Source organism: Burkholderia reimsis (genome assembly GCF_003294055.1).
In the GTDB taxonomy this organism is placed as follows: Bacteria; Pseudomonadota; Gammaproteobacteria; order Burkholderiales; family Burkholderiaceae; genus Burkholderia; species Burkholderia cepacia.
Map to the genome: position 1 here is coordinate 85,735 of NZ_QMFZ01000030.1, position 24,466 is coordinate 110,200.

Annotated in this window: 23 protein-coding genes; 14 read left to right on the plus strand and 9 right to left on the minus strand. The window is 68.7% G+C overall.

Going from position 1 to position 24,466, the window contains the following annotated elements:
* The first annotated feature begins 152 nt into the window (after window positions 1-152).
* On the plus strand, window positions 153-1,211 hold the full coding sequence (locus tag DPV79_RS29290; RefSeq protein ID WP_048026119.1) for a hypothetical protein: 1,059 nt from the start codon (window positions 153-155) through the stop codon (window positions 1,209-1,211).
* A 37-nt stretch (window positions 1,212-1,248) separates the two neighbouring features.
* Here DPV79_RS29290 and DPV79_RS29295 read toward each other — a convergent pair whose 3' ends face one another.
* From DPV79_RS29295 to thiL, 3 genes are read right to left on the minus strand one after another with little or no spacing between them, the layout of a single operon-like run.
* Window positions 1,249-1,749, minus strand: a complete 501-nt coding sequence (locus tag DPV79_RS29295; RefSeq protein ID WP_021161868.1) for a CinA family protein — start codon at window positions 1,747-1,749, stop codon at window positions 1,249-1,251.
* Between the two features lie 31 nt (window positions 1,750-1,780).
* Complete coding sequence (locus tag DPV79_RS29300; protein ID WP_113047113.1) at window positions 1,781-2,332, minus strand: phosphatidylglycerophosphatase A family protein; 552 nt, start codon at window positions 2,330-2,332, stop codon at window positions 1,781-1,783.
* Complete coding sequence (gene thiL, locus DPV79_RS29305; RefSeq protein WP_113047114.1) at window positions 2,322-3,320, minus strand: thiamine-phosphate kinase; 999 nt, start codon at window positions 3,318-3,320, stop codon at window positions 2,322-2,324. Before thiL ends, DPV79_RS29300 begins: the two co-directional genes overlap by 11 nt.
* A 134-nt stretch (window positions 3,321-3,454) precedes the next feature.
* On the opposite strand from thiL, the gene DPV79_RS29315 reads away from it, so the two are divergent.
* From DPV79_RS29315 to DPV79_RS29340, 6 genes are all read left to right on the plus strand, one after another.
* The gene (locus tag DPV79_RS29315; RefSeq protein ID WP_279636615.1) at window positions 3,455-5,797 is read left to right on the plus strand and encodes an NADP-dependent malic enzyme; all 2,343 of its coding nucleotides are present in this window, start codon (window positions 3,455-3,457) and stop codon (window positions 5,795-5,797) included.
* Between the two features lie 376 nt (window positions 5,798-6,173).
* On the plus strand, window positions 6,174-6,605 hold the full coding sequence (locus DPV79_RS29320) for a guanyl-specific ribonuclease (protein ID WP_021159265.1): 432 nt from the start codon (window positions 6,174-6,176) through the stop codon (window positions 6,603-6,605).
* A gap of 16 nt (window positions 6,606-6,621) precedes the next feature.
* Window positions 6,622-7,185: a barstar family protein gene (locus tag DPV79_RS29325; RefSeq protein WP_021159266.1), complete on the plus strand. Its 564-nt coding sequence runs from the start codon at window positions 6,622-6,624 to the stop codon at window positions 7,183-7,185.
* A 260-nt stretch (window positions 7,186-7,445) separates the two neighbouring features.
* The gene (locus DPV79_RS29330; RefSeq protein ID WP_124590439.1) at window positions 7,446-8,135 is read left to right on the plus strand and encodes a hypothetical protein; all 690 of its coding nucleotides are present in this window, start codon (window positions 7,446-7,448) and stop codon (window positions 8,133-8,135) included.
* Window positions 8,136-8,282: 147 nt separating this feature from the next.
* Entirely contained in the window at window positions 8,283-8,960 is a 678-nt protein-coding gene (locus tag DPV79_RS29335; protein WP_113047116.1) for a hypothetical protein, read from the plus strand.
* A gap of 62 nt (window positions 8,961-9,022) precedes the next feature.
* Window positions 9,023-9,853, plus strand: coding sequence for a hypothetical protein (locus tag DPV79_RS29340; protein WP_113047117.1), 831 nt, complete (start codon window positions 9,023-9,025; stop codon window positions 9,851-9,853).
* Between the two features lie 57 nt (window positions 9,854-9,910).
* On the opposite strand, the gene DPV79_RS29345 is transcribed toward DPV79_RS29340, so the two are convergent.
* The 3 genes from DPV79_RS29345 to speE form a co-directional block, all read right to left on the minus strand.
* Window positions 9,911-10,678 carry a 16S rRNA (uracil(1498)-N(3))-methyltransferase gene (locus DPV79_RS29345; protein WP_113047118.1) on the minus strand — a complete coding sequence of 256 codons (768 nt, stop codon included), beginning with the start codon at window positions 10,676-10,678 and terminating at the stop codon, window positions 9,911-9,913.
* 17 nt (window positions 10,679-10,695) lie between these two features.
* Window positions 10,696-11,112 (minus strand): VOC family protein, encoded by a 417-nt coding sequence (locus DPV79_RS29350; RefSeq protein WP_021159271.1) that lies wholly within the window; start codon window positions 11,110-11,112, stop codon window positions 10,696-10,698.
* 156 nt (window positions 11,113-11,268) lie between these two features.
* Window positions 11,269-12,126 carry a polyamine aminopropyltransferase gene (speE, locus tag DPV79_RS29355; protein ID WP_113047119.1) on the minus strand — a complete coding sequence of 286 codons (858 nt, stop codon included), beginning with the start codon at window positions 12,124-12,126 and terminating at the stop codon, window positions 11,269-11,271.
* Between the two features lie 259 nt (window positions 12,127-12,385).
* Here speE and tkt point away from each other — a divergent pair, with 259 nt between their 5' ends.
* Together tkt and gap are read left to right on the plus strand one after the other, a co-directional pair.
* On the plus strand, window positions 12,386-14,413 hold the full coding sequence (tkt, locus tag DPV79_RS29360) for a transketolase (protein ID WP_048026127.1): 2,028 nt from the start codon (window positions 12,386-12,388) through the stop codon (window positions 14,411-14,413).
* Window positions 14,414-14,499: 86 nt separating this feature from the next.
* Window positions 14,500-15,510: a type I glyceraldehyde-3-phosphate dehydrogenase gene (gene gap / locus DPV79_RS29365; RefSeq protein ID WP_006485712.1), complete on the plus strand. Its 1,011-nt coding sequence runs from the start codon at window positions 14,500-14,502 to the stop codon at window positions 15,508-15,510.
* A 75-nt stretch (window positions 15,511-15,585) separates the two neighbouring features.
* Here gap and DPV79_RS29370 read toward each other — a convergent pair whose 3' ends face one another.
* Complete coding sequence (locus DPV79_RS29370; RefSeq protein ID WP_021159274.1) at window positions 15,586-16,476, minus strand: LysR substrate-binding domain-containing protein; 891 nt, start codon at window positions 16,474-16,476, stop codon at window positions 15,586-15,588.
* A 151-nt stretch (window positions 16,477-16,627) separates the two neighbouring features.
* Between DPV79_RS29370 and DPV79_RS29375 the strand changes: the two genes are divergently transcribed.
* The 4 genes from DPV79_RS29375 to DPV79_RS29390 all read left to right on the plus strand — a co-directional run bounded on the left by DPV79_RS29375 (window position 16,628) and on the right by DPV79_RS29390 (window position 21,099).
* Window positions 16,628-17,401 carry an SDR family NAD(P)-dependent oxidoreductase gene (locus DPV79_RS29375; protein ID WP_027788397.1) on the plus strand — a complete coding sequence of 258 codons (774 nt, stop codon included), beginning with the start codon at window positions 16,628-16,630 and terminating at the stop codon, window positions 17,399-17,401.
* Window positions 17,402-17,555: 154 nt separating this feature from the next.
* A complete protein-coding gene (locus tag DPV79_RS29380; protein WP_059484618.1) occupies window positions 17,556-19,004 on the plus strand; it encodes an MFS transporter in 1,449 nt (482 codons plus the stop codon).
* A 69-nt stretch (window positions 19,005-19,073) separates the two neighbouring features.
* Window positions 19,074-20,030, plus strand: a complete 957-nt coding sequence (locus tag DPV79_RS29385) for a 2-hydroxyacid dehydrogenase (protein WP_113047120.1) — start codon at window positions 19,074-19,076, stop codon at window positions 20,028-20,030.
* Window positions 20,031-20,040: 10 nt separating this feature from the next.
* Entirely contained in the window at window positions 20,041-21,099 is a 1,059-nt protein-coding gene (locus DPV79_RS29390) for an L-idonate 5-dehydrogenase (protein WP_059484616.1), read from the plus strand.
* A 119-nt stretch (window positions 21,100-21,218) separates the two neighbouring features.
* Here DPV79_RS29390 and DPV79_RS29395 read toward each other — a convergent pair whose 3' ends face one another.
* On the minus strand, window positions 21,219-22,418 hold the full coding sequence (locus tag DPV79_RS29395; RefSeq protein WP_113047121.1) for an MFS transporter: 1,200 nt from the start codon (window positions 22,416-22,418) through the stop codon (window positions 21,219-21,221).
* A gap of 312 nt (window positions 22,419-22,730) precedes the next feature.
* Here DPV79_RS29395 and cynR point away from each other — a divergent pair, with 312 nt between their 5' ends.
* A complete protein-coding gene (cynR, locus tag DPV79_RS29400; protein WP_059493445.1) occupies window positions 22,731-23,621 on the plus strand; it encodes a transcriptional regulator CynR in 891 nt (296 codons plus the stop codon).
* Between the two features lie 36 nt (window positions 23,622-23,657).
* On the opposite strand, the gene DPV79_RS29405 is transcribed toward cynR, so the two are convergent.
* Window positions 23,658-24,380 (minus strand): FadR/GntR family transcriptional regulator, encoded by a 723-nt coding sequence (locus DPV79_RS29405; protein WP_081063865.1) that lies wholly within the window; start codon window positions 24,378-24,380, stop codon window positions 23,658-23,660.
* Window positions 24,381-24,466 lie beyond the last annotated feature (86 nt).

The window sequence follows — 24,466 nt, forward strand, 5'->3', positions numbered from 1 at the left end:
TTTAACGCCTCCGTTTCCCGCCTTCCCGGCCGCCGCACTGACGCGCACGGGCAACTTCCCGTCGTTTCCGCACCGCATGCCCGCGCGCCAATCGCGCGATGCTCCCGCTTGTCATCGATCTGTAACGAAACTGTCAAGAAGGGAGTGATGCCATGCCCAAGCTGTCCCGACGTCTTCTGAGCGCGCTTGCCGCGTCGTTGTGCATGAGCTTCGCCCACGCGGCGGACCTGTCGCACTGGCCGGCCGACAGCGCGAAGGCGTTGAACGCGATGATCGCCGCGCACGCGCATCGCGGCGACTACGCGGTGTTCGACGCCGACAACACGACCTACCGCTACGACCTCGAGGAGTCGCTGCTGCCGTACCTCGAGAACCGCGGCGTGCTGACGCGCGACACGCTCGACCCGTCGCTGAAGCTGATCCCGTTCAAGGATTCCGCCGACTACAAGGAATCGCTGACGAGCTATTACTACCGGCTCTGCGAGATCGACGACCTGGTCTGCTACCCGTGGATCGCGCAGGCGTTCGCCGGGCAGTCGCTGGCCGACCTGAAGCGCCACGTCGACGCGATGCTCGCCGACGGCAAGCCGATCCCGATCCGCTACTGGCAGGGCGACAAGGTGGCCGACGGCACGGTGAACCCGCCGCGCTTCTTCCGCGGGATGCAGGAGCTGTACAACGCGCTGCGCGAGAACGGGATCGAGGTCTACGTGATGACGGCCGCGCACGAGGAGCTCGCGCGGCTCGTGCTGTCCGACCCGAAGTACGGCTACAACGTGAAGCCGCAGAACGTGATCGGCGTGACGACGCTGCTGCGCAACCCGGCGACCGGCGCGCTGACGACGTCCCGGTTGCAGATCAAGGCCGGCAAGTACGACGAGGCCGCGAACCGCAGCCTCGTGATCACGCCGTTCCTGATGAACCCGATGACGTGGTACGAAGGCAAGCTCGGCTCGATCGTCGGCTGGATCGACCAGTGGAAGAAGCCGGTGCTCGTCGCGGGCGACACGCCGACATCCGACGGCTACATGCTGCTGAACGCGACCGACGTCGCGCGCGGCGGCGTGCGCGTGTGGGTGAACAAGAAGGACAAGCAGATGGCGCAGATCCGCGCGTGGTCGGATGAATCGGCCGCGCGGCAGAAGTCGCTCGGCCTGCCGGTCACGGCGGACAAGAACTGGATCGTCGTGAAGCCCGACGCGATCCAGTAAGCGGGCCGGCCGGGGCGCGGCGGGCACCCCGGCCCGGTCAGCCCTCGCGCTCGTCGAGCAGCTTCAGCAGCCCGCGCAGGGCATGCGCGGCCGCCTGCGTGCGGATCTGATCGCGGTCGCCCTTGAACACGAGCGTCTCGACGTCGGTATGCAGCCGGTTGCTCCAGCCGAACGACACGGTGCCGACCGGTTTCTTCTCGCTGCCGCCGGCCGGGCCCGCGATGCCGGTGACGGACAGCGCGACCTGCGCGCGGCTGTTGCGCAGCGCGCCTTCGGCCATCGCGCGCGCGACGGGCTCGCTGACGGCGCCGTGCTTGTCGATCAGGTCGGGGGGCACGCCGATCATGTCGATCTTGGCCTGGTTCGAGTACGTGACGAAGCCGCGCTCGAACCACTGGCTGCTGCCGGAGATGTCGGTGATCGCGGTTGCGATCATGCCGCCGGTGCAGGATTCGGCGGTGGCGAGCGTCAGGTGCTCGTCACGCAGCTTGTTGCCTGCGCGGATCGCAAGCTGGTGGACGACGGAATCGGTTGGCATGCGCGTCGGGAAACGGGAGTCGGGAAATCGGTCAGCCGACGACGGAGCGCCACAGGGCGATCACGAGCAGCGTCATGAACGCTGCGACCAGGTCGTCGACCATGATGCCGAGGCCGCCTTTCAGGCGGCGCTCGAAATAGCGGATCGGCGGCGGCTTGAGCATGTCGAAGATGCGGAACGCGACGAACGCCCATAACTGGCCGATGAAGGTCGCGGGCGTGACGAACAGCATCACGAGCCAGATCGCGACGATTTCGTCCCAGACGACGGCGCCCGGATCGGACCTGCCCATCTTTCTCGCGGTGAAACCGGTGAGCCACGTGCCCGCCACGAAGCCGACCGCGATCAGCGCCCACCATTCGGGCACCGTCAGGTAGCGGTTGAGCACGACGAACGTGAGCCAGCCGAACAGCGAGCCGAACGTGCCGGGCATGAGCGGCGCGAGCCCGCTGCCGAAGCCGAGCGACACGAGGTGCGCGGGGTGCGACAGCATGAAGCGCGCGGTCGCGCGCTGCGGTGCGTGTCCGTCAGGTGCGGCGCCGGGCTCGGCCGCGGCGTGCGCGGGCGTCGGGTCAGTCTGCATGGAAGTGGTCGAAGCCGTGCAACGTGAGGGCGAGGGGCGCGCCGGCGGCGTCGCGCCACGCGATCGCGGGCTGTTCCGACGGCGCGGACAACGCGCGTATTGTACCGATTCGCGTGACCGGCACGCCGGCCGTCAGGCCGGCCGCTTCGACCGCCGCGCGGGCCGTCGCCGGCGCGGTGAAGCACAGTTCGTAGTCGTCGCCGCCGGCCAGCGTGCAGCGTCGCTGCACGTCGGGCGGCAGCGTCGCGAGCGCGGCCGAGCGCGGCACCGCGTCGGCATCGATCTCGGCGCACACGTGCGAGCGGGAAAGGATGTGCTGCAGGTCGCCGGCGAGGCCGTCCGAGATGTCGAGCGCCGCGTTTGCGACGCCCGCGAGCGCCAGGCCGAGCGCGATGCGCGGCTCGGGGCGCTCGAGCGCACGCCGGAACGCAGCGGCTTCGGCCGCGCCGGCTGCCCATTCGCCGCGCGCGACGCCGAGGCCGGCGCGCGCATCGCCGAGCGTGCCGGACACCCAGACGTCGTCGCCGTCGCGCGCGGCATCGCGCCGCAGTGCGGCGTCGGGCGCGACTTCGCCGAATACGGTGACGCACAGGTTCAGCGGGCCGCTCGTGGTGTCGCCGCCGATCAGCTCGCAGCCGTAGCGCTCGGCGAGCGCGAACAGCCCGTTGCTGAATGCTTCCAGCCACGCCGCGTCGGCACGCGGCAGCGCGCACGCGAGCGTGAAGGCACGCGGTTCGGCGCCCATCGCCGCGAGGTCGGACAGGTTGACCGCGAGCGTCTTGTGGCCGAGGGCGTCGGGCGCGACATCGGGAAAGAAGTGGCGGCCTTCCACCAGCATGTCCGTCGAAATGGCCAGCAATTTCCCGGATCGAGGCGTGATCAGCGCGCAATCGTCGCCGATACCGAGCGTCGACGCGCGCGCGCCCTGCGCGGCGCGGCGCGTGAAGAAGCGTTCGATCAGTGAAAACTCGGAGAGGGCGGCTGGCACGGCGGGCGATCCGGAACGGTTGAAGGAACGGCATTGTACGAGGCGAACGGCGGCGCTTCTGCACCATCCGGACCATTTTTGTCGCGGCTGTTGCACCCGAATCGCCGGTCTGGCGGCCGATGATTGGCGCTACAATGCCGTCGAACAGTTATTCTAATCCGCCCGTCACGAGACACATGTCCACCCAATCCTCCTCCAAAGCCAAGCTCCGCGAAGCCGCCCTCGACTATCACGAATTCCCGACCCCCGGGAAGATCGCGATCGCCCCGACCAAGCAGATGATCAACCAGCGCGACCTCGCGCTCGCGTACTCGCCGGGTGTGGCGTACGCGTGCGAGGAGATCGTCGAGAATCCGCTCAACGCGGCACGCTTCACCGCGCGCAGCAACCTGGTCGGCGTCGTCACGAACGGCACGGCGGTGCTCGGTCTCGGCAACATCGGGCCGCTCGCGTCGAAGCCGGTGATGGAAGGCAAGGCGGTGCTGTTCAAGAAGTTCGCGGGCATCGACGTGTTCGACATCGAGCTGAACGAGTCGGATCCGCACAAGCTCGTCGACGTGATCGCCGCGCTGGAGCCCACCTTCGGCGGGATCAACCTGGAAGACATCAAGGCGCCTGACTGTTTCATCGTCGAGCGCGAAGCGCGCAAGCGGATGAAGATCCCGGTGTTCCACGACGACCAGCACGGCACCGCGATCGTCGTGGCCGCTGCCGTCACGAACGGGCTGAAGGTCGTCGGCAAGGACATCAAGAAGGTCAAGCTCGTCGCGTCCGGCGCGGGCGCGGCCGCGCTCGCGTGTCTCGACCTGCTGGTCGACATCGGCCTGCCGCTCGAGAACATCACGGTGACCGACCTGGCCGGTGTCGTCTACAAGGGCCGCACCGAGCTGATGGACCCGGACAAGGAGCGTTTCGCCCGCGAAACGGACGCCCGGACGCTGGCCGAAGTGATCGACGGCGCGGACATCTTCCTCGGCCTGTCGGCCGCCGGCGTGCTGAAGCCGGAGATGGTGAAGGGCATGGCCGAGCGCCCGCTGATCCTCGCGCTCGCGAACCCGACGCCGGAAATCCTGCCGGAAGCGGCGCTCGAAGTGCGCCCCGACGCGATTCTCGCGACCGGCCGCACCGACTACCCGAACCAGGTCAACAACGTCCTGTGCTTCCCGTTCATCTTCCGTGGCGCACTCGACGTCGGCGCGACGACGATCACGCGTGAAATGGAGATCGCGGCCGTCAACGCGATCGCCGAGCTCGCGCAGCACGAGCAGAGCGACATCGTCGCGACCGCATACGGCATCCAGGATCTGTCGTTCGGGCCCGAATACCTGATTCCGAAGCCGTTCGATCCGCGCCTGATCGTGAAGATCGCGCCGGCCGTCGCGCAGGCCGCGATGGACGGCGGCGTCGCGACGCGCCCGATCGAGGACATGGACGCGTACAAGCAGCACCTGCAGCAGTTCGTGTACCACAGCGGCACGACGATGAAGCCGATCTTCCAGATCGCGCGCGCCGCGCCGGAAGAGAAGAAGCGCGTTGTATTCGCGGAAGGCGAAGAAGAGCGCGTGTTGCGTGCCGTTCAGATCATCGTCGACGAAAAACTCGCGAAGCCGATCCTGATCGGCCGCCCGTCGGTGATCGAGCACCGTATCCAGCGCTATGGCCTGCGCCTGACGCCGGGCACCGATTTCACGGTCGTCAACACCGAGCACGACGAGCGTTACCGCGACTTCTGGCAGACGTACTACAAGATGATGGCGCGCAAGGGCATCAGCGAGCAGCTCGCGCGCGTCGAGATGCGCCGCCGCACCACGCTGATCGGCTCGATGCTGGTGAAGAAGGGCGAAGCGGACGGGATGATCTGCGGCACGATCAGCACCACGCACCGCCACCTGCACTTCATCGACCAGGTGATCGGCAAGCGCCCGGGCTGCAGCGTGTACGCGGCGATGAACGGCCTCGTGCTGCCGGGCCGCCAGATCTTCCTCGTCGACACGCACGTGAACGTCGATCCGACCCCGGAGGAACTGGCCGAGATCACGATCATGGCCGCGGAAGAAGTGCGCCGCTTCGGCATCGAGCCGAAGGTCGCGCTGGTGTCGCACTCGAATTTCGGCACGAGCAACGCACCTTCGGCGAAGAAGATGCGCGATACGCTCGCGATCCTGCAGGAACATGCGCCGGAGCTGAAGGTCGACGGCGAGATGCACGGCGACGTCGCGCTCGACGCGGCGCTGCGCAAGGAAATCCTGCCGGAATCGACGCTGGAAGGCGAAGCGAACCTGCTGATCCTGCCGAACATCGACGCCGCGAACATCGCGTACAACCTGCTGAAGACGGCTGCGGGCAACAACATCGCGATCGGGCCGATCCTGCTGGGTGCCGCGCAGCCGGTGCACGTGCTGACCGAATCGGCGACCGTTCGCCGCATCGTCAACATGGCGGCGCTGCTGGTCGCCGACGTGAACGCCACGCGCTGAGCCAAAACGAACGCGCCAGGCCGGTCGAACCGGCGTGGCGCGTCGGGCGAAATTGTAAACAAAAGCAAAAAGAGGCGTGCCCGCAAAGGGCACGCCGCGGGCAGGGCGCAAACGCGCTTCCCTCAAGGCAACAGCAGCATCCCTCCACTCCTGGTAGCGAGCGCGGCAAGGAGGCAGGTCTTGCCATACGAGCGATGCCGCCTTTATTTTATCCCGTGCAAGATAAATGTAGTGTAATTTCGGTAAAAAATGCGCCGTTCCGGGCATCGCGATGCTTTCGATTCCCAAACGGACATTGATTCGCGCGGCCAATAACGCTACGCTAACGCCTTTGTTGGTCGTCAACTACTTGATTTAACAGCGGGAACCCTGGTTCATGGCACGCAAGTGGCTCCGCAACGGCGCGCTCGCGTCCGTCTTCGCGATGTTCGCGATGGGTATCGTCGGCACGCCGACGGGCAGTCTGGTTTCCGCCGCTTACGCACGGGAGGCCGTTGCGGCCGACGTCGCGGCGAGCGGGCTCGATACGATCCCGACCGCCAGTCTTCCGCGCGAGGCCGTGACCACGCTGGGCCTGATCGGCGCTGGCGGCCCCTATCCGTACGAGAAAGACGGCGTCGTGTTTGGCAACCGCGAGCGGATCCTGCCAAAAGCGAAGCGCGGCTACTACCATGAGTACACGGTACCGACGCCGCGTGCCCGCAATCGCGGCGCGCGCCGGATCGTCTGTGGCGGGCCGTTGCGCCGGATCGACAACTGTTATTACACGGGCGACCACTACAACAGTTTTAAACGTATTGTTGAATGACTTCGGGACGAATGGCATGAGCGACTCCATCTACGCGCACGAAACGGCGGCGGCGGAACTGTTCGCAGCCGGCGACGGCAATCTGTTTCAGCGCGTGATTCAACTGCACGCGGCGGCGCAGGCCGGCGGCACGCCGGAGCAACAGGAAGCCGAGCCCGGGCTTTCATCGAACGAGGAGCCTATGAGCCTTTTCACGACCGTGCGACCCAATCTCGTGCAGTCGATCCGCGCGTTCCGCGTGCAGGATCTTGCCGACGAAGCCGGCCGGCTCGGCCAGCATTTCCTGTATGCGTATTGCGGCGCCGCGCAGTCGAAGCAGGAAGTGATGGAAACGATCGCGACGTCGTTCCTGTTCCCGAAGCATTTCGGGAAGAACTACGACGCGCTGTACGACTGCCTGACCGACCTCGTCGCGAAGGCCGGCGCGCAGCCCGGTTTCGTGATCGTCCTCGAAGGGCTGCCGATCGCGCAGAAATTCGACAAGGAAGGGCGCGAGACGCTGCTCGACGTGTTCCGCGAGGCGGCCGAGTTCTGGGCCGAGCGCAAGGTCGCGTTCCGCGTGTTCTACTCGTTCGCGTAAGCACGGGGCGGCCAACGGCCGATCCGGCGAACCTCCGTCAAAAGCCCGCTTCGAGCGGGCTTTTTTGCGTCCGCGCGTGATGCGTGGGCGGCGTCCGGCCCGACAAAGACCTTTCATCGCGCACTTTTTTCCGCGACAATCGATCGGCCCGGCCGCGGCGGCCGCCGCGGCCGGGCGCACAACACCAATCATTCGAGAGAGGGCCGTTTCCCATGACCGCTACCCGATTCGCGGCGCCCGCCCGTGCGCGCCGTCCGCTCGTGCACGCGCTGGCCGCGTGCGCCCTGTCGCTCGGCATCCCGCTGGCCGCGCAGGCCGCGCCACTCACACCCGAACAGACCGTCGACATTTATCTGGGCGCCATCGTCAACAACGACGCGGCCAAGGTCGAGCAATTCAACGACTCGGTGCGTGCGAGCGCCGATCCGAAGGATGCCCGGAACATGTTGTTGCCGGCCGACATGTACGGCGACATGCGTGAACAGATGCTCGGACAGGTGATGGCGATGCTGTCGGAATCCGGGCGCGAGGCGCTGGCGCCGTCGCTCGACTCGATGGTGGTCGCGTACACGGGCGCGTTGCGGCGCTCGCAATGCAACGCCACCGGTGTAAAGCGCACGCCGGGCGCAGGCGGGAATGGGCAGGACCGTGTCACGGTCAGTTTCGAGTGCAAGGTGGCCGACGTCACACCGCCGGGAGACGAGGCCATGAAAGCGCGCGCGAGCGCGAAAACCGACCCGCAGCGCTTCGCGGCGGCCAAAACGATATACACGGGCCTGGCGCGCGCGTTCAACGACGCACCGGTCAGCCGGCGCATCACGGGGCAGGTGGAGATGGTGGGTTCGGACAGCAAGGGCTGGACGACCGACAGCCCCGAAAGCCTGCTGAAGCCCGTCGTCGACGCGCTGTCCGGCCCGGTCGTCGCGGCGATCGCCGCCAGCCAGCAATGAGGCCGCCGCGCCAGCCCGATCGATTCGACACCGACATGACCCGACCGATGAACGTTACCCTTCATGCGCGCCGCGGCGCGCGTTTTCCGTTGTTCCAGGCCGCGCGGGCGGCCGTGCTGTCCGCGGTTCCAGGCCGCGCGGGCGGCCGTGCTGTCCGCGTTCGTCGCGGCCGGTGCCGCGCACGCGGCGGTGCTGACGCCCGAGCAGACCACCGATCTGTATCTCGGTACCTTCGTCAACGGCGACGTCGCCAAGGCGGTGCAGTTCAACGATGCAATGCGCACGCGCTTCAAAGGCAAGGACGCGCTCGACGTCGCGGCCATCCCGAAGCTCGGCGACACGATGCGCGACAACATGATCGCCGCGCTGCTGTCGAAGATGCCGGCCAGGTCTCGCGCGGCGTTGCGCGCACCGGTCAGCGCGTCGATCACGTCGTATCAGCATGTGCTGGCCCGTTCCGAATGCAAGGCGACCGGTTCGACGCAGAAGCCGAACGAGTATGTGGAGGGCGAATCCATCGCGACGGTCGATTTTTCGTGCCGTGTCGTGGACGTGGGGCCCGGCGTGAAGGCGCTGAAGGAGAAGCTGGGCAACCCGCGCCTGAAGACCGACAAGGCCCGGACGGCCTTCCTCGCCGAGTTTTTCTCCGGCATGGCGCACGTCTACGACGAGGCGCCGATGGACCGCACCGTGACGGGGCAGGTCGATCTCTACGGCACGAACGAGAAGGGCTGGCTCACGGGCTCTCCGGGTGACGTGCTGTCGCCGCTGGTCGACGCACTGCTGGATCCGATCGGCTCGGCGGGCGGCGAAGCCGGCAAGTAAGCGGCTTGATCGCGGCCGCCGCACATGGCCGGCGTGCCGCGCATTCGAACGGGGAGTGAACGATGAGGATCCTCACACGAGGGATGCGGGTTGCCGCGGTGGTTGTTGCGGTGTCCGGCGCGGCCGTGGCGGGGGCGAGCGCCGCCGAACCGGCCTCGTTGCCGGGTTCGCCGGCGGCGCACGCGGCCGTCGAGCGGCTGCTCGCCGATCTGCGCACGCGCTCGACGCCAGACCAGTATGCTGCGGTGGCCCGCGCGATTCACGCGTCGCCGGCGCTGGCAGCGCAACTGGACGAGCTGGTCGAGGCCGGCCTGCTGACGCGCATCGCGGTCGACAGCGGCGAGCCCGCGCTCGGCAGGACGACCGGCGCGTTGCGCAACGGGAGCGTGTGGATCCTGACGCCGGCGTTCGTCGCGAACCAGGCGCCGCGGCGCCTGTTCGACGTCGTGGAGGCCGACGACATCCTGCCGGACAACATGGTGTTCGCGCTTGGCTACATGGCATGGCGCGCGAAGCACGATGCCGACGTGAGCCGCGCGGCCGACGCGCTGCGGGCGTCGGACGACAGCGCGGACGCGAAGAAGCAGCAATGGATCGACCTGAACACGCGGATCGACGCCGGCGGCTTCATCCAGGGCTGGAACGACACGGTGGACGCGGCCACGTTCCAGCATGACGGCCGGCCGATCGGCATCGTGCCGGCGGTACAGATGATGATGAACCTGCGCTATCGCGGCCCGCTGCTCAAGGCGATCCGGGCGACACCGCCGGCCCGGACGCTGCGGATCACTGGGCCGGCGCTCGCGCTCGACGCGGACAACCTCGACGCGCTGGCGTCGGCGCTCAAGACTTCGCCCGTCATCGATATCGAGCCGTTGAGCGTGGCGCGCTGACCCGCGTCGCCGTGCGCCGTCGTCATGCCGCGGCGCGTGCCCGGCCGCGCATCGCCATCACCACCCGCCCCAGCGCGCCGCGAGCGCCGCGAGCACCGCCGCACCGGCCGTCTCGGTGCGCAGCACGCGGGGCCCGAGCGACAGCGCGGTGAACCCGCGTGCGCGGGCCGCGTTTTCCTCGTCCGGCGACAGCCCGCCTTCCGGCCCGATCAGCAGCGTGACGGTTGCCGCAGGCGGCGCGTCGGGCAGCGACGCGAACGGGATGCTCGCGCGCGGCGACAGCAGCAGCCGCAGTTCGCCGTCGGTCGGCGCGGCCGGCAGCGTATCGAGCCACGCGTTGAAGCCGGTGACCTGCGCGACGTCGGGCAGGCGGTTGCGCCCGCATTGTTCGCACGACGCGCGCACGACGCCGCGCCAGTGCGCGACACGCTTGTCCGCGCGCTCGCCGGCGAGCTTCACGACGCCGCGCGCGGTCGACAGCGGCACGACCGCGGCAACGCCGAGCTCGACGGCTTTCTCGATCACCCAGTCCATCTTGTCGCCGCCGGCGATGCCTTGCGCGAGTGTCACGCGATAAGGCGGCTCGGCTTCGGCCGGCTCGAACGTGTCGATCTGTGCGAGCGCGCTGCGCTTGTCGATCTCGACGAGCCGCGCGCGGTACTGGCCGCCCGTGCCGTCGAACAGCGCGAGCACGTCGCCGGGCTGCAGGCGCAGCACCTGCGCGTGGCGCGCGACATCGGCCGGCAACGCGAGCGTGGAGTCGGCGCGCAGTGCCGCGTCGACGAAAAAGCGCGGCACGGCCGCGGTGGTGGTGGCTTCGTTCATGCGTGTAGCGGTTGGGGTCATGCGTCGAGACGGCGCCCGAGCGCCCATCGGTAGCCGTCGAGATCCTCGATCTGCGCGAACCGGTCGCCCCAGAACTGATCCTGCGGCGGGCTCAGCGATTTCGCGCCCGCGTCGAGCGCGCGCTGCCAGGTGGCGTCGACGTCGTCGACATACAGGTAGAACGACTGCGGCGCGGTGGCGTTCGCGCTCTTTGGCGTGAGCGCGGTCGAGCCGAACGCACCCTCGGGCGCGAACATCACGATCAGCTGGCCGCGGTAGGCCATCTCGACGTGCATGATCGCGCCGTCCTCGTCGTGCACGTCGCGCAGCTCGAAGCCGAATGCGGCCTTGAAGAAATCGATGGCCGCGCGCGCGTTGCGTACGGCCAGGTAGGGTGTCAACCAAGGCACGTTGGCCGGACGTGGATCGGTCATGAAAATCTCCTGTGTGGGCGCTTCGGCGCTTGCGCTGATTCCATGCTTCGGCGTTCGTTCAGGGGGCGGCGCGGCGTCCGGGGCGACTCGCCCCGGTGCTGTACGTCACGCATTTTGCGAAGACCCGACGGGAAAGCGAGGCGGCCGCGCCGACGCTCAGCGGCGAACGCCCAGTGTATCGCGCAGCGCGCGCGGCAGGGCAAAGAGGGACGCATGCAGCCGGGCGTCGTAGTAGCGCAAACCCTGGACGCGGCGGGCGGCGAGCCGTTCGTCGACGTCGTGCGCGAACAGCGCGGCCGCATCGAGCGTGTCGCTTGCGATCGCCATCAGCCACTGCGAGCCGTATAGCGGCACGTGCGCGGACAACGGATCGACGACCAAGAAGCTCGCGCGCAGGTCGTCGAGCAGCGCGGCGATGCGCGCCGCGTGGAACACCGGCGAGCCGAGGTGCATCGAGATCGCGCCGCGCGGCGTCAGGATCCGCTTGAGCCGCGCGTAGAACTCGCGCGTGTAGAGGCCGGCCGCCGGCGAATCGGGCGGCGTGAGGTCGAACACGACGAGATCGAAGTGCTCGACGGTCGACGTGACGAAATGCGCGGCGTCGCCGATCACGACCTCGACGCGCGGGTCGTCGAGCGCGCCCTGGTGCACGTCGTCGAGATAACGGCGCGCCATGCCGACCACTTCGTCGTCGAGCTCTGCGACGACGATCCGCTCGATGCATGCGTGCTTGAGCAACTGGCGCGCGGCGCCGCCGTCGCCGCCGCCTAGCACGAGCGCCTTCCTCGGGCACGGATGCGCGAGCGCGGCCGGGTGCGTCATGCACTCGTGGTACACGTATTCGTCGCCGACCGACGTCATCGGCCGGCCGTCCAGCGTAAACAGGCGGCCGAGCTGCGGCGTTTCCCAGACTTCGATCTGCTGGTGCGGCGACGCGACGTGCGCGAGCCGACGGGCGTTCGGGAAGCCGTACGTGGCGTCGGGCGTGGGATGAAAAAGAAGGGTCGTGCTCACGGGCGGGCCGCCAGGGCAGGGAGTTCCGACGTCTGAATTATAGGAGGCGGGCGGTTTGACGGAAAACCGTGCCGGAACACTACGCGCCGACAAGGGAAATGTCAGGCCATCTGTTAAAATGACGAGCTTTGCAGCCTCGTCCGTAGGCTCCGTCCGCTTCGCGTCCGTCAGGCGCCGCACCGCGCGCCGGGAACGATCGACGCCCGAGCTTCCGGATGCCGCCGTGCCCCGTTTCCTCGACTCGTTCTCCGGACTCGACATGACGACTTCGTCTCCCGCCTCTACCACCCTGATGGCCAACGCGATCCGCGCGCTCGCGATGGACGCCGTCCAGCAAGCGAACTCCGGCCACCCCGGCATGCCGATGGGCATGGCCGAAATCGGCGTCGCGCTCTGGTCGCGCCACCTGAAGCACAACCCGACGAACCCGCACTGGGCCGACCGCGACCGCTTCGTGCTGTCGAACGGCCATGGCTCGATGCTGCTGTACTCGCTGCTGCACCTGACCGGCTACGACCTGCCGATCGAAGAGCTGAAGAACTTCCGCCAGCTGCACTCGAAGACGCCGGGCCACCCGGAATACGGCATCACGCCGGGCGTCGAGACGACCACCGGCCCGCTCGGCCAGGGTCTCGCGAACGCGGTCGGCATGGCGCTCGGCGAAGCGCTGATGGCCGACGAGTTCAACCGTGACGGCGCGAAGATCGTCGATCACCACACGTACGTGTTCCTCGGCGACGGCTGCCTGATGGAAGGCATCTCGCACGAAGCCTGCTCGCTCGCCGGCACGCTGAAGCTGAACAAGCTGATCGCGCTGTACGACGACAACGGCATCTCGATCGACGGCGACGTCGTGAACTGGTTCCACGACGACACCCCGAAGCGCTTCGAAGCCTACGGCTGGAACGTGATCCCGAACGTGAACGGCCATGACGTCGACGCGGTCGACGCGGCCATCGCGAAGGCGAAGCTGTCGGACAAGCCGACGCTGATCTGCTGCAAGACGGTGATCGGCCAGGGCGCGGCGACCAAGGCCGGCGGCCACGACGTGCACGGCGCGGCGCTCGGCGCGGAAGAAATCGCGAAGACGCGCGAAGCGCTCGGCTGGAAGTGGGAGCCGTTCGTGATCCCGCAGGAAGTCTACGCGGCATGGGATGCGAAGGAAGCCGGCAAGCGCGCCGAAACCGAATGGGACGCGACGTTCGCCGCCTATCGCGCGAAGTTCCCGGCAGAAGCCGCCGAATTCGAGCGCCGGATGGCCAACAAGCTGCCGGCCGACTGGGCTGAAAAGGCCGCGGCGATCATCGCCGGCGCGAACGAGCGCGCCGAGACGGTCGCGACCCGCAAGGCGTCGCAGCAGGCGATCGAAGGGCTGGCTGCCGCGCTGCCGGAGCTGCTCGGCGGCTCGGCCGACCTGACCGGCTCGAACCTGACCAACTGGAAGGCGTCGAAGGCCGTCCGCGCGAATCCGGAAGGCCCGGGCGTCGTGCTGGGCAACCACATCAACTACGGCGTGCGCGAATTCGGCATGAGCGCCGCGATCAACGGCCTCGCGCTGCATGGCGGCCACAAGCCGTTCGGCGGCACGTTCCTGACGTTCTCCGACTACAGCCGCAACGCGCTGCGCGTGGCCGCGCTGATGAAGGTGCCGTCGATCTTCGTGTTCACGCACGATTCGATCGGCCTCGGCGAAGACGGCCCGACGCACCAGTCGATCGAGCACGTGTCGAGCCTGCGCCTGATCCCGAACCACGACGTGTGGCGTCCGGCCGACACGGTCGAGACGGCCGTCGCGTGGACCCACGCGGTCGCCGCCGACCGTCCGTCGAGCCTGATCTTCAGCCGCCAGAACCTGGCATTCAACCCGCGTACCGATGCGCAGATCGCGAACATCGAGAAGGGCGGCTACGTGCTGAAGGACTGGGACGAAGAGATCGTCGCGCGCAAGATCATCCTGATCGCGACGGGCTCGGAAGTCGAGCTCGCGATGAAGGCCGTCGAGCCGCTCGCGCAGCAAGGCATCGCGGCACGCGTCGTGTCGATGCCGTCGACCAACGTGTTCGACCGCCAGGACGCCGAATACCGTGAACGCGTGCTGCCGCACGGCGTGCGCCGTGTCGCGATCGAAGCGGGCGTGACGTCGTTCTGGCACAAGTACGTCGGCCTCGAAGGCGGCGTCGTCGGGATCGACACGTTCGGCGAATCGGCACCGGCCGGCGTACTGTTCAAGTACTTCGGCTTCACCGTCGAGCACGTCGTCGAGACCGCCAAGGCCGTGCTGGCCTAAAGACATACGCGACGCGCGCCACCCCTCGCGCGCGTCGCACGTGAAGCTGCACGAAACGAATTTTTTCAGCCATCAGGAGATAGACCATGACGATTCGCGTCGCAATCAACGGCTACGGCCGTATCGGCCGCAACACGCTGCGCGCGTTCTATGAAAACGGCAAGAAGCACGATCTCGAGATCGTCGCGATCAACGACCTGGGCGATGCGAAGACCAACGCGCACCTGACCCAGTACGACACCGCGCACGGCAAGTTCCCGGGCGAAGTGTCGGTCGACGGCGATTACCTCGTCGTGAACGGCGACAAGATCCGCGTGCTGGCGAACCGCAACCCGGCAGAACTGCCGTGGGGCGAGCTGGGCGTCGACGTCGTGATGGAATGCACGGGCTTCTTCACGACGAAGGAAAAGGCGAGCGCGCACCTGAAGGGCGGCGCGAAGAAGGTCATCATCTCGGCACCGGGCGGCAAGGACGTCGACGCGACGATCGTCTACGGCGTGAACCACGACGTGCTGAAGGCCGAGCACACCGTCATCTCGAACGCATCGTGCACGACGAACTGCCTCGCGCCGCTCGTCAAGCCGCTGAACGACAAGATCGGCCTCGAAACCGGCCTGATGACGACGATCCACGCTTACACCAACGACCAGGTGCTGACGGACGTCTATCACGAAGACCTGCGCCGCGCGCGTTCGGCTACCCACAGCCAGATCCCGACGAAGACGGGCGCGGCTTCGGCCGTCGGCCTCGTGCTGCCGGAACTGAACGGCAAGCTCGACGGTTACGCGATCCGCGTCCCGACGATCAACGTGTCGATCGTCGACCTGTCGTTCATCGCGAAGCGCGACACGACGGTCGAGGAAGTCAACGCGATCATGAAGGAAGCATCGGAAGGCGCGCTGAAGGGCATCCTCGGCTACAACGACGCACCGCTGGTGTCGATCGACTTCAACCACAACCCGGCTTCGTCGACGTTCGACGCAACGCTGACCAAGGTGTCGGGCCGCCTCGTGAAGGTGTCGAGCTGGTACGACAACGAGTGGGGTTTCTCGAACCGCATGCTGGATACGGCTGTCGCATTCGCGAACGCGAAGTAATCCCGCACGTTGCGCGGCCGCCGCAAGGCGGCCGGCGTGGCGAACGAGCCCGGCCCGGTTTTCCGGCCGGGTTTTTTATTGCCCGGCGTTCGCCGTCACGTGTTCGAGCGCGTCGACGAACGCGCGCTTCAGCGGGCTGTCGAGATCGGTCCACGCGAGGCCGATACCGGTACGGTGCCCGGCCAGGTCGAGCGGCCGCGCGAGCACGTTCGGCGGCAGCGCGCTGGCAGCCTCCGCCGGCATCAGCCCGATTCCCATCCCCGCCGCGACGAGCGCGAGCATCGTCGTGAACTCCCCGAACTCCTGCGCGATCTCGAGCGTCGTGCCCGCGCGGCTCAGCGCGAGCAGCATGTCGTCGTGAAAGCCCGGCGCGTAGCGGCGCGCGAGCACGAACGCGGGCTGGCCGCGCAGCGCGGCCGGCGGGATGGCGTCGTGCGCGGCGAGCGGATGGTCGAGCGGCAGCGCGACGACGAAGCCTTCCTCGAGCACCACGCGCGTGTCGATGCCCGCATACGCGGCCGGCAGCCGGATCATCCCGAAATCGATCCGCCGGTCGCGCAGCGCGGCGACCTGGTCGGGCGTCGGCATGTCCTTCAGTTCGAGCGTGATCAGCGGATAGCGCTCGCGCATCGTGCGCAGCACGGCCGGCAGCAGCGCGGGCAGCACCGACGACACGAACGCGATCCGCAGCGTGCCGATCTCGCCGCGGCTCGACAGCCGCGCCATCTGTTCCGCGCGCGCGGCCTGCTGCAGCGTGGCGCGTGCCTCGGGCAGGAACACACGCCCCGTCTCGCTCAGTTCGACCTTGTGCCGGTCGCGCTCGAACAGGCGCGCGCCGAGTTCTTCCTCGAGCGCCTTGATCTGCATGCTCAGCGCGGGCTGCACGATGAACAGGCGCTGCGCGGCGCGCCCGAAATGCAGTTCTTCCGCGAGCGTGACGAAGGCGCGCAATTGCTTGAGTTCCATGGGCGGCGGGCAGGCGTGGGCGGTAATCAGATTTCATGATAACCGGATCAAAAAAGACCATTGGCGCAGTGCCCGGCCGGCGGCCGAAGATACCGTCAACGCGAGACCGGCCGCGATGGGCCGCCGGCTCGACTGGCACGAGGAGACACGCATGACCCACGCGCTCGAACGGTTCCGCCTCGACGGCCGCCGCGCACTGATTACCGGTTCCGGACGCGGGATCGGGCTGACGCTCGCCCGCGGGCTGGCCGAAGCCGGCGCGGCGATCGTCATCAACGATCGCAATGAGGAGAAGGCCGCGACGCTCGTGCGGCATCTGCGCGAGGAAGGCTTCACGGCCGACTACGCGGTATTCGACGTCGCCGAGCACGCGCAGGTGCGTGCGGCGATCGACGATTTCGAGGCGCGCGTCGGCGCGATCGACATCCTCGTGAACAACGCGGGCATCCAGCGCCGCGCGCCGCTCGACGCATTCGAACCCGACGACTGGCAGGCACTGATGCGCGTGAACCTCGACGGCGTGTTCAACGTCGCGCAGGCGGTGGCGCGGCACATGATCGCGCGCGGCCGCGGGAAGATCATCAACATCTGCTCGGTGCAGAGCGAGCTCGCGCGGCCGACGATCGCACCGTATGCCGCGACCAAGGGCGCGGTGCGGATGCTGACCAAAGGGATGTGCGCCGACTGGGCGCGCCACGGCATCCAGGCGAACGGCCTCGCGCCCGGCTATTTCGAAACCGAACTCAACCGCGCGCTGGTCGACGACGCCGCGTTCTCCGACTGGCTGTGCAAGCGCACGCCGGCCGGCCGCTGGGGGCGCGTCGACGAGCTGTGCGGGGCGGCGATCTTCCTCGCATCGGCCGCGTCCGATTTCGTGAACGGCCAGACGCTGTTCGTCGACGGCGGCCTGACCAGCGCCGTCTGAGCGGCGGCGCGAGCGCGCCAAGCGCGCAGCGCCGTTGCGCCGGTCGCGGCCGGCATCCGAATTCCCAGAAGAGCCCGCCGCACGAGCGGGCCGATGTCCCGGTCGCGGTACGCGGCCGGGTTCCGGAACGGAAGGCAGGAGACAGGAGACAACGATGGATCGCATTTCCCCGCCGCCCGCGCGGCACGATGCAGGGTCCGGTGCGCCGGGCGAGACCGTCGAGCGCCGCGGCGTCGACACGAAGCAGCTCAACCGCGCGGCATGGACCTGCTCGCTCGGCAGCGCGCTCGAATACTACGATTTCGCGTTGTACACGCTCGCATCGGCGCTGGTTTTCGGGCCGCTGTTCTTTCCCGCGCAGACCGCCGAGATGCGGCTGATCGCGAGCTTCGGCACCTACTTCGTCGGCTTTGCGGTGCGCCCGCTCGGCGGGGTCGTGTTCGGCGTGCTCGGCGACCGGATCGGCCGCAAGTTCGTGCTGACGGCGACGGTGCTGCTGATGGGCGTCGCGAGCACGCTGATCGGCGTACTGCCGACCTTCGAAACGGCGGGCTACTGGGCCCCCGGGCTGCTCGTGCTGCTGCGCATCCTGCAGGGCCTCGGTGCCGGTGCCGAGCAGGCCGGCGCCGCGGTGCTGATGACCGAATACGCGCCGCCCGGCAAGCGCGGCTTCTATGCGTCGCTGCCGTTCCTGGGCATCCAGCTCGGCACGGTGCTGGCGGCCGCGGTCTATTTCCTGCTGCTCGCCAACCTCGATCGCGTCACCGACGGCTGGGGCTGGCGTGTGCCGTTCCTGTTCAGCGCGGTGATCGTCGCGGTCGGGATCTACATGCGCGTGCGGCTGCACGAGTCGCCGACCTTCGTGCGGCTCGAGAAGCGTGCGCAGGTATCGGCGAATCCGCTGAAGAGTGCCGTGCAGCATTCGAAGCGCTCGCTGCTGATCGGCATCGGCCTGCGGATGGCCGAGAACGGCGGCTCGTCGATCTACCAGGCGCTCGCCGTCAGCTATCTCGCGGGCGTGATCGGCATGAAGGGGCCGATCGGCGCGCTCGCGCTGGTGTGCGCGGCGACCGTCGGCGCATGTACGGTGCCGCTGGCGGGCCGGCTCAGCGACCGCTTCGGCCGCGTGCGCGTGTATCGCACGTTCGCGTGGCTGCAGCTCGCGCTCGCGTTCCCGGTGTGGTGGATCTTCAGCCAGGGGAACGTGGTCGCGAGCGTGATCGCGATCTCGGTCGCGCAGGGCTTCGCGAACTGGGGGATGCTCGGCGCGCAGGCCGCGCTGCTGCCCGAACTGTTCGGCGCGCGCCATCGCTACATGGGCGTGTCGTTCTCGCGCGAAGTGTCGGCCGTGCTCGCGGGCGGGATCGCACCGCTCGTCGGCGCGACGATCATCGCGACCGTGATCGCGCTGCACGGCGGCGATCACGCGGCCGGCGTGCGCGCCTGGGTGCCGATCGCCGCGTATCTGGTGCTGCTGACGCTGATCACGCTGTTCACGACCTCGCGGATGCCCGAAACGCTGAACCGCGATCTCGACGATCCGCTCGACGCGGCGCAGGTGGCGCAGGCCCCGGGCGCCGATGCGCTCGCGCGGCACGCATGAACGGGCAGGGCGGCTGACGCGGCCCGGCCTGCCTTCGTATTCCACTTACCTCGACAGGAGCAAGCGCAGATGGCGCACGAATCGACCCAGCTGCCCGAACTGCTGATGACGGGCCCTTACCAGCCGTGGGACGACGCATGGCTGTCGGCAGGTTATGACGTCCACCGGCTGTGGGAAGCCCCCGACCGCGCGGCGTTCCTCGCCGAACACGGCGCCGGCGTGCGCGCGATCGCGACACGCGGCGATCTCGGCGCGAATGCCGCGCTGATCGCCGCGCTGCCGAAACTCGAGATCATCGCGTGCTACGGCGTCGGCACCGATGCGATCGACCTGGCCGCCGCGCGCGCGCGCGGAATCCGCGTGACGAACACGCCCGACGTGCTGACCGGCGACGTGGCCGACCTCGGTGTCGGGCTCGCGCTCGCGATGATGCGCCGCATCGGCGCCGGCGACGCGTACGTGCGTTCCGGTGCCTGGCGCGACGGCGACATGCCGCTCGTCACGCGGCTGTATGGCAAGCGCGTCGGCGTGGTCGGCTTCGGCCGGATCGGCTCGACGGTTGCGCGCCGGCTGTCGGGCTTCGACGTCGAGCTCGGCTACTTCGACGTCGCGCCGCGCGCGGACAGCCCGCACCGCTTTTTCGGCGACCTCGCCGAGTTGGCCGGCTGGTGCGACCTGCTGATCGTCACGCTCGCGGGCGGCCCGGCGACGCGTCACCTCGTCGGCGCCGCCGTGCTCGACGCGCTCGGGCCGCAAGGCTATCTGGTGAACGTGTCGCGCGGCACGACCGTCGACGAACCCGCGCTGCTCGACGCGCTCGAACGCGGTGCGATCGCCGGTGCGGCGCTCGACGTGTTCTGGAACGAGCCGCGCATCGACCCGCGTTTCCTCGCGTTGCCGAACGTGCTGCTGCAGCCGCACCATGCGAGCGGCACGATCGAGACGCGCCAGGCGATGGGCTGGCTGGTGCGCGACAACCTTGCCGCGCACTTCGCCGGCGCGCCGCTGGTCACGCCGGTCGTCTGAGGAGGCTGTCATGCGTATGCGTTGCATGTGTGTCGTGATCCACGGGCCGAACGACCTGCGGGTGGAAGAGCAGGACGCGGGCGAGATCGGCCCGGGTCAGGTGCGCGTCGAGGTCGCGATGGGCGGCATCTGCGGCTCCGATCTCCATTACTTCCGGCACGGCGGCTTCGGTGCGATCCGTCTGCAGCAGCCGATGGTGCTCGGCCACGAGGTTGCCGGCACGGTCGCGGAAGTCGCGCCGGACGTGACGTCGGTGAAGGTCGGCGATCGCGTCGCGGTCAATCCGAGCCGGCCGTGCGGTGCGTGCCGCTACTGCCTCGAAGGGCTGCCGAACCAGTGCCTCGACATGCGCTTCTACGGCAGCGCGATGCGGATGCCGCACGTGCAGGGCGCATTCCGCAACGCGCTCGTGTGCGACGCGGTGCAGTGCGTGAAGGTTGCCGATCACGTGCCGATGTCGCTCGCGGCGCTCGCCGAACCGTTCGCGGTCGGGCTGCACGCGGTGTCGCGCGCGGGCCCGCTGATCGGCAAGCGCGTGCTCGTGTCGGGCTGCGGGCCGATCGGCGTGCTCGCGGTCGCGGCGGCGCGCGTGCACGGCGCGGCGGAGATCGTCGCGACCGACGTCGTCGAGGCGCCGCTGGAAGTGGCGAGCGCGCTCGGCGCCGACCGCACGATCAACGCGGCGGCCGACGCCGGATGGGTCGAGCGCTACAGCGCCGACAAGGGCACGTTCGACGTGATGATCGAGTGTTCGGGCAATGCGCGCGCGCTGCGCGACGGGCTGGACGTGATGCGTCCGCGCGGGGTCGTCGTGCAGCTCGGGCTCGGCGGCGACGTCAGCCTGCCGCAGAACGTCGTGGTCGCGAAGGAGCTGTCGATCTGCGGTTCGTTCCGCTTTCACGCGGAATTCGCGCTCGCGGTGCAGCTCATCAATGCGGGGCGCGTCGACCTGCGGCCGGCCGTCACGCGCGTGTTCCCGATGCGCGACGCGAACCTCGCGTTCGAACTGGCCGGCGACCGGCAGCGTGCGATGAAGGTGCTGATCGATTTCGTCGACGAGGCTGCGTGACGGTCTGCGAGACGGTCGCGCACCAGCGCGCGACTGTCTCGACGCGATCGTGAAAAGGGCACGCCCGCGCTTCGCGGGGCGTGCCCTTTTTCAGGGTGACGAGAAAACGCCTCGCTGAATTACTGCGTGACCTGCCGCACGCCGACGCGCTGCGACGCGAGCCACAACACGACCAGCACGCCCGCGAGCGCCGCGCCCGCGATGCACACGCCGCGCCAGCCGTCGATGCCGTACGCGACGCTCGCCGCGAACGACCCGAGCGCGCCGCCGATGAAGTAGCTCGTCAGGTAGATCGTCGTCACGCGGCTGCGCGCGTTGCCGGCCAGCGCATAGATCACGATCTGGTTCGAGATGTGGACGCCCTGCACGCCGACGTCGAGCAGCAGGATGCCCGCGATCAGCGCCGCGAGCGAGTGCGCGCCGGTCGCGATCAGCGCGAACGACGCGAGCACGGCCGCCGCGAACAAGCCCGTCGCCGCATTGCCGTGTCCGCGATCGACCAGCCGGCCGGCCGACGTCGCCGCGAGCGCGCCCACCGCGCCGACGACGCCGAACAGGCCGATCTGCCCTTCGGAATAGCTGTACGGCGGCTGGCTCAGCAGGAACGTGAGGCCCGTCCACAGCAGGCTGAAGCATGCGAACACGAGCGCGCCGTAGGCGGAGCGCAGCGCGATCAGCGGTTGCGCGCGCACCAGCGCGACGAGCGACTTCATCAGCGCCGCATAGTCGAGGCGTGCGTCGCGGCGATCCTTCGGCAGCTTCACGGCGAGCACGGCCGTCAGCGCGAGCACCATCACCGCGGCGATGCCGTACACGGCCCGCCAGCCGAACCCGTCGGCGATCGCCCCGGCCGCGACGCGCGCGAGCAGGATGCCGAGCAGCAGCCCGCTCATCACGGTGCCGACCGCGCGGCCGCGCGAGCGCGCGTCGGCGAGCGACGCCGCGAACGGCACCAGCAGCTGCGTCGAACAGGTGACGAAGCCGACCGCGACGTTCGCGACGACGAACATCGTGAAGTTCGTGCTGAACGTGACCGCGGCCAGCGCGACGACGTTGAGCATCAGCAGCCGCACGATCAGCGTGTGGCGGTTGACCGCGTCGCCGAGCGGGACGATCAGCAGCAGGCTCGCCGCATACCCGAGCTGCGTCAGCGTGACGAGATAGCCGAGTTCGGTCGGCGCGCGGCCGAAGCTGTGCGCGATCGCGGCGAGCAGCGGCTGCGCGTAATAGATGTTGCCGATGACGATGCCGCACGCGCACGCGAACAGCAGCGTCATGCCGCGGGTCAGGGGAGGATGGTTGTCTTGATGCGGTTCCATGGTCGCGAAAAACAGCGGCGCCGGCCGGCGGCACGGGGCCGTCGGCTGCGCGGGGTGACGGAAATCGGGGCCGGCGTCAACGGATCGGCGGTGAACCGATGCGCGCCGGGCGGATCGCGGCCGGGCCCGGATCGGGCGGGCGGCGGATCGTCGTGCGGCGGGCGCAGGCAGGCGGGCCCGGGCGGGCCGTTCCGGTGCGGAAAGCAGGTGCGATGTGCCGGAACGGATGTGCGTATGATGCGGGAATCGAGCCATAGCGTCCAAGACTGGATCGTTATGGTCTTCATTGGCAAAACCAATACAACGGCCGCCATGCTACTGCGCCACATCCGCTATTTCCTGGCCGTCGCCGAGCAGCGCAGTTTCACGCGCGCGGCCGACGCGCTGCACGTGTCGCAGCCGACGCTGTCGCAGCAGGTCCGCCAACTCGAGGACACGCTCGGCGTGCAGCTGTTCGACCGCTCGGGCCGCGCGGTGCAGCTCACCGAGTTCGGCGAGGTCTATGCACGCCACGCGCGTGCCGCGCTGCATGAGCTCGATACGGGGCAGCGCGCGCTGCACGACGTCGCCGGCCTCGGCAGCGGGTCGTTGCGGCTCGCGATGATGCCGACCTTCGCGGCCTACCTGAGCGGCTCGCTGATCGACGCGTTCCATGCCGACTATCCGAACGTCGCGCTGACGATCGACGCGATGCCGCAGGAACGCATCGAGGCGCTGCTCGCCGACGACCGGCTCGACGCGGGCTTCGCGTTCATGCCGCCGCGCGCGCCGGACGTCGACGCACTGCCGCTGTGGGACGAGCCGCTCGCGCTCGTGACGGGCCGCACGCACCGTCTTGCGCGGCGGCGCCGCGCGCTGACGCCGGCCGAGCTCGGCGGCGAGCCGCTGGTGCTGCTGAGCCGCGCGTTCGCGACGCGCGAGAGCATCGACCGCTATTTCATCGAGCACGGCGCGAGGCCGAAGATCGCGATCGAGACGAATACGGTCAGCGCGGTGCTGGAGCTCGTGCGGTGCGGCCGGCTCGCGACGGTGCTGCCCGACGCGGTCGCGCGCGAGAGTGCCGACCTGTGCGCGCTGGAGATCGATCCGCCGCTGCCCGCGCGCACGGCTGCGCTGCTGACACGCAAGGGCGCGTACCGCAGCGTCGCGGCGCGCGCGTTCATCGAGCGTGCGCTCGCGTATCGGGACCCGTCGGGAGGTTGACCGGTACGACGGGGCGGCGCGCGGCCGCCCGGGCCGTCAGATGCGCGGTGTCGGGAAGAAGATGCCCGCGCGCTGCGCGGCGTTCGCGATGTGCGTTTCGATCGCGATGCCCGCGGCGGCGGCATCGCGTGCGATCAGCGCGTCGACGATCGCGCGGTGCTCGGTCCACGTCGACAGCAGCAGCTCGCGCCGGTAGAACGGCATGCGCTGGCTTTCCTTCATGATGTCGGCGCTGCTGCGCAGGATCGATTCGATCGCCGCGTTGCCCGCGAGATGGATGATCCGCATGTGGAAGTCGAAGTCGAGCTGCGATGCCGCGTCGAGCTCGCTTTCGGTGAGCGCGACGTGCAGGTCGGCGAGATTGTCCTCGAACCACGCGATGTCGTCGTCGGTGACGACGTGCGCGGCCATTCGCGCGGCGAATCCTTCGAGCGCGTAGCGCATCTGGTAGGTATCGGGCGGCGACGACTGCTCGGCGAACCGCCACGCATGGGCGGCCGTGGCCTGCGCGCTTTCGACATACACGCCCTTGCCCGCGCGGATGCGCAGCATCCCGAGCGCCTCGAGCGTCGACAGCGCCTCGCGCAGCGACGCGCGGCTGATCTCCAGCTCCTCGGAGAGCTGGCGCTGGGCCGGCAGCAGGCTGCCGACCGGATACACGCCTGCCTCGATCCGGTCGCGGATCGTCGCGATGGCGGCGTCGGTCACGGTGTGCGGAACGTTTTTCATGAGGTGAACTTTGGCCGGTCTGACCGGCATTGTAATCCGCACGCAGGCGGTGCATGAACGCCCTACGGGAAAGCCACGATCTGCCCCTGTCCGGTGCGTGTCGGGCGGGCGGGGAG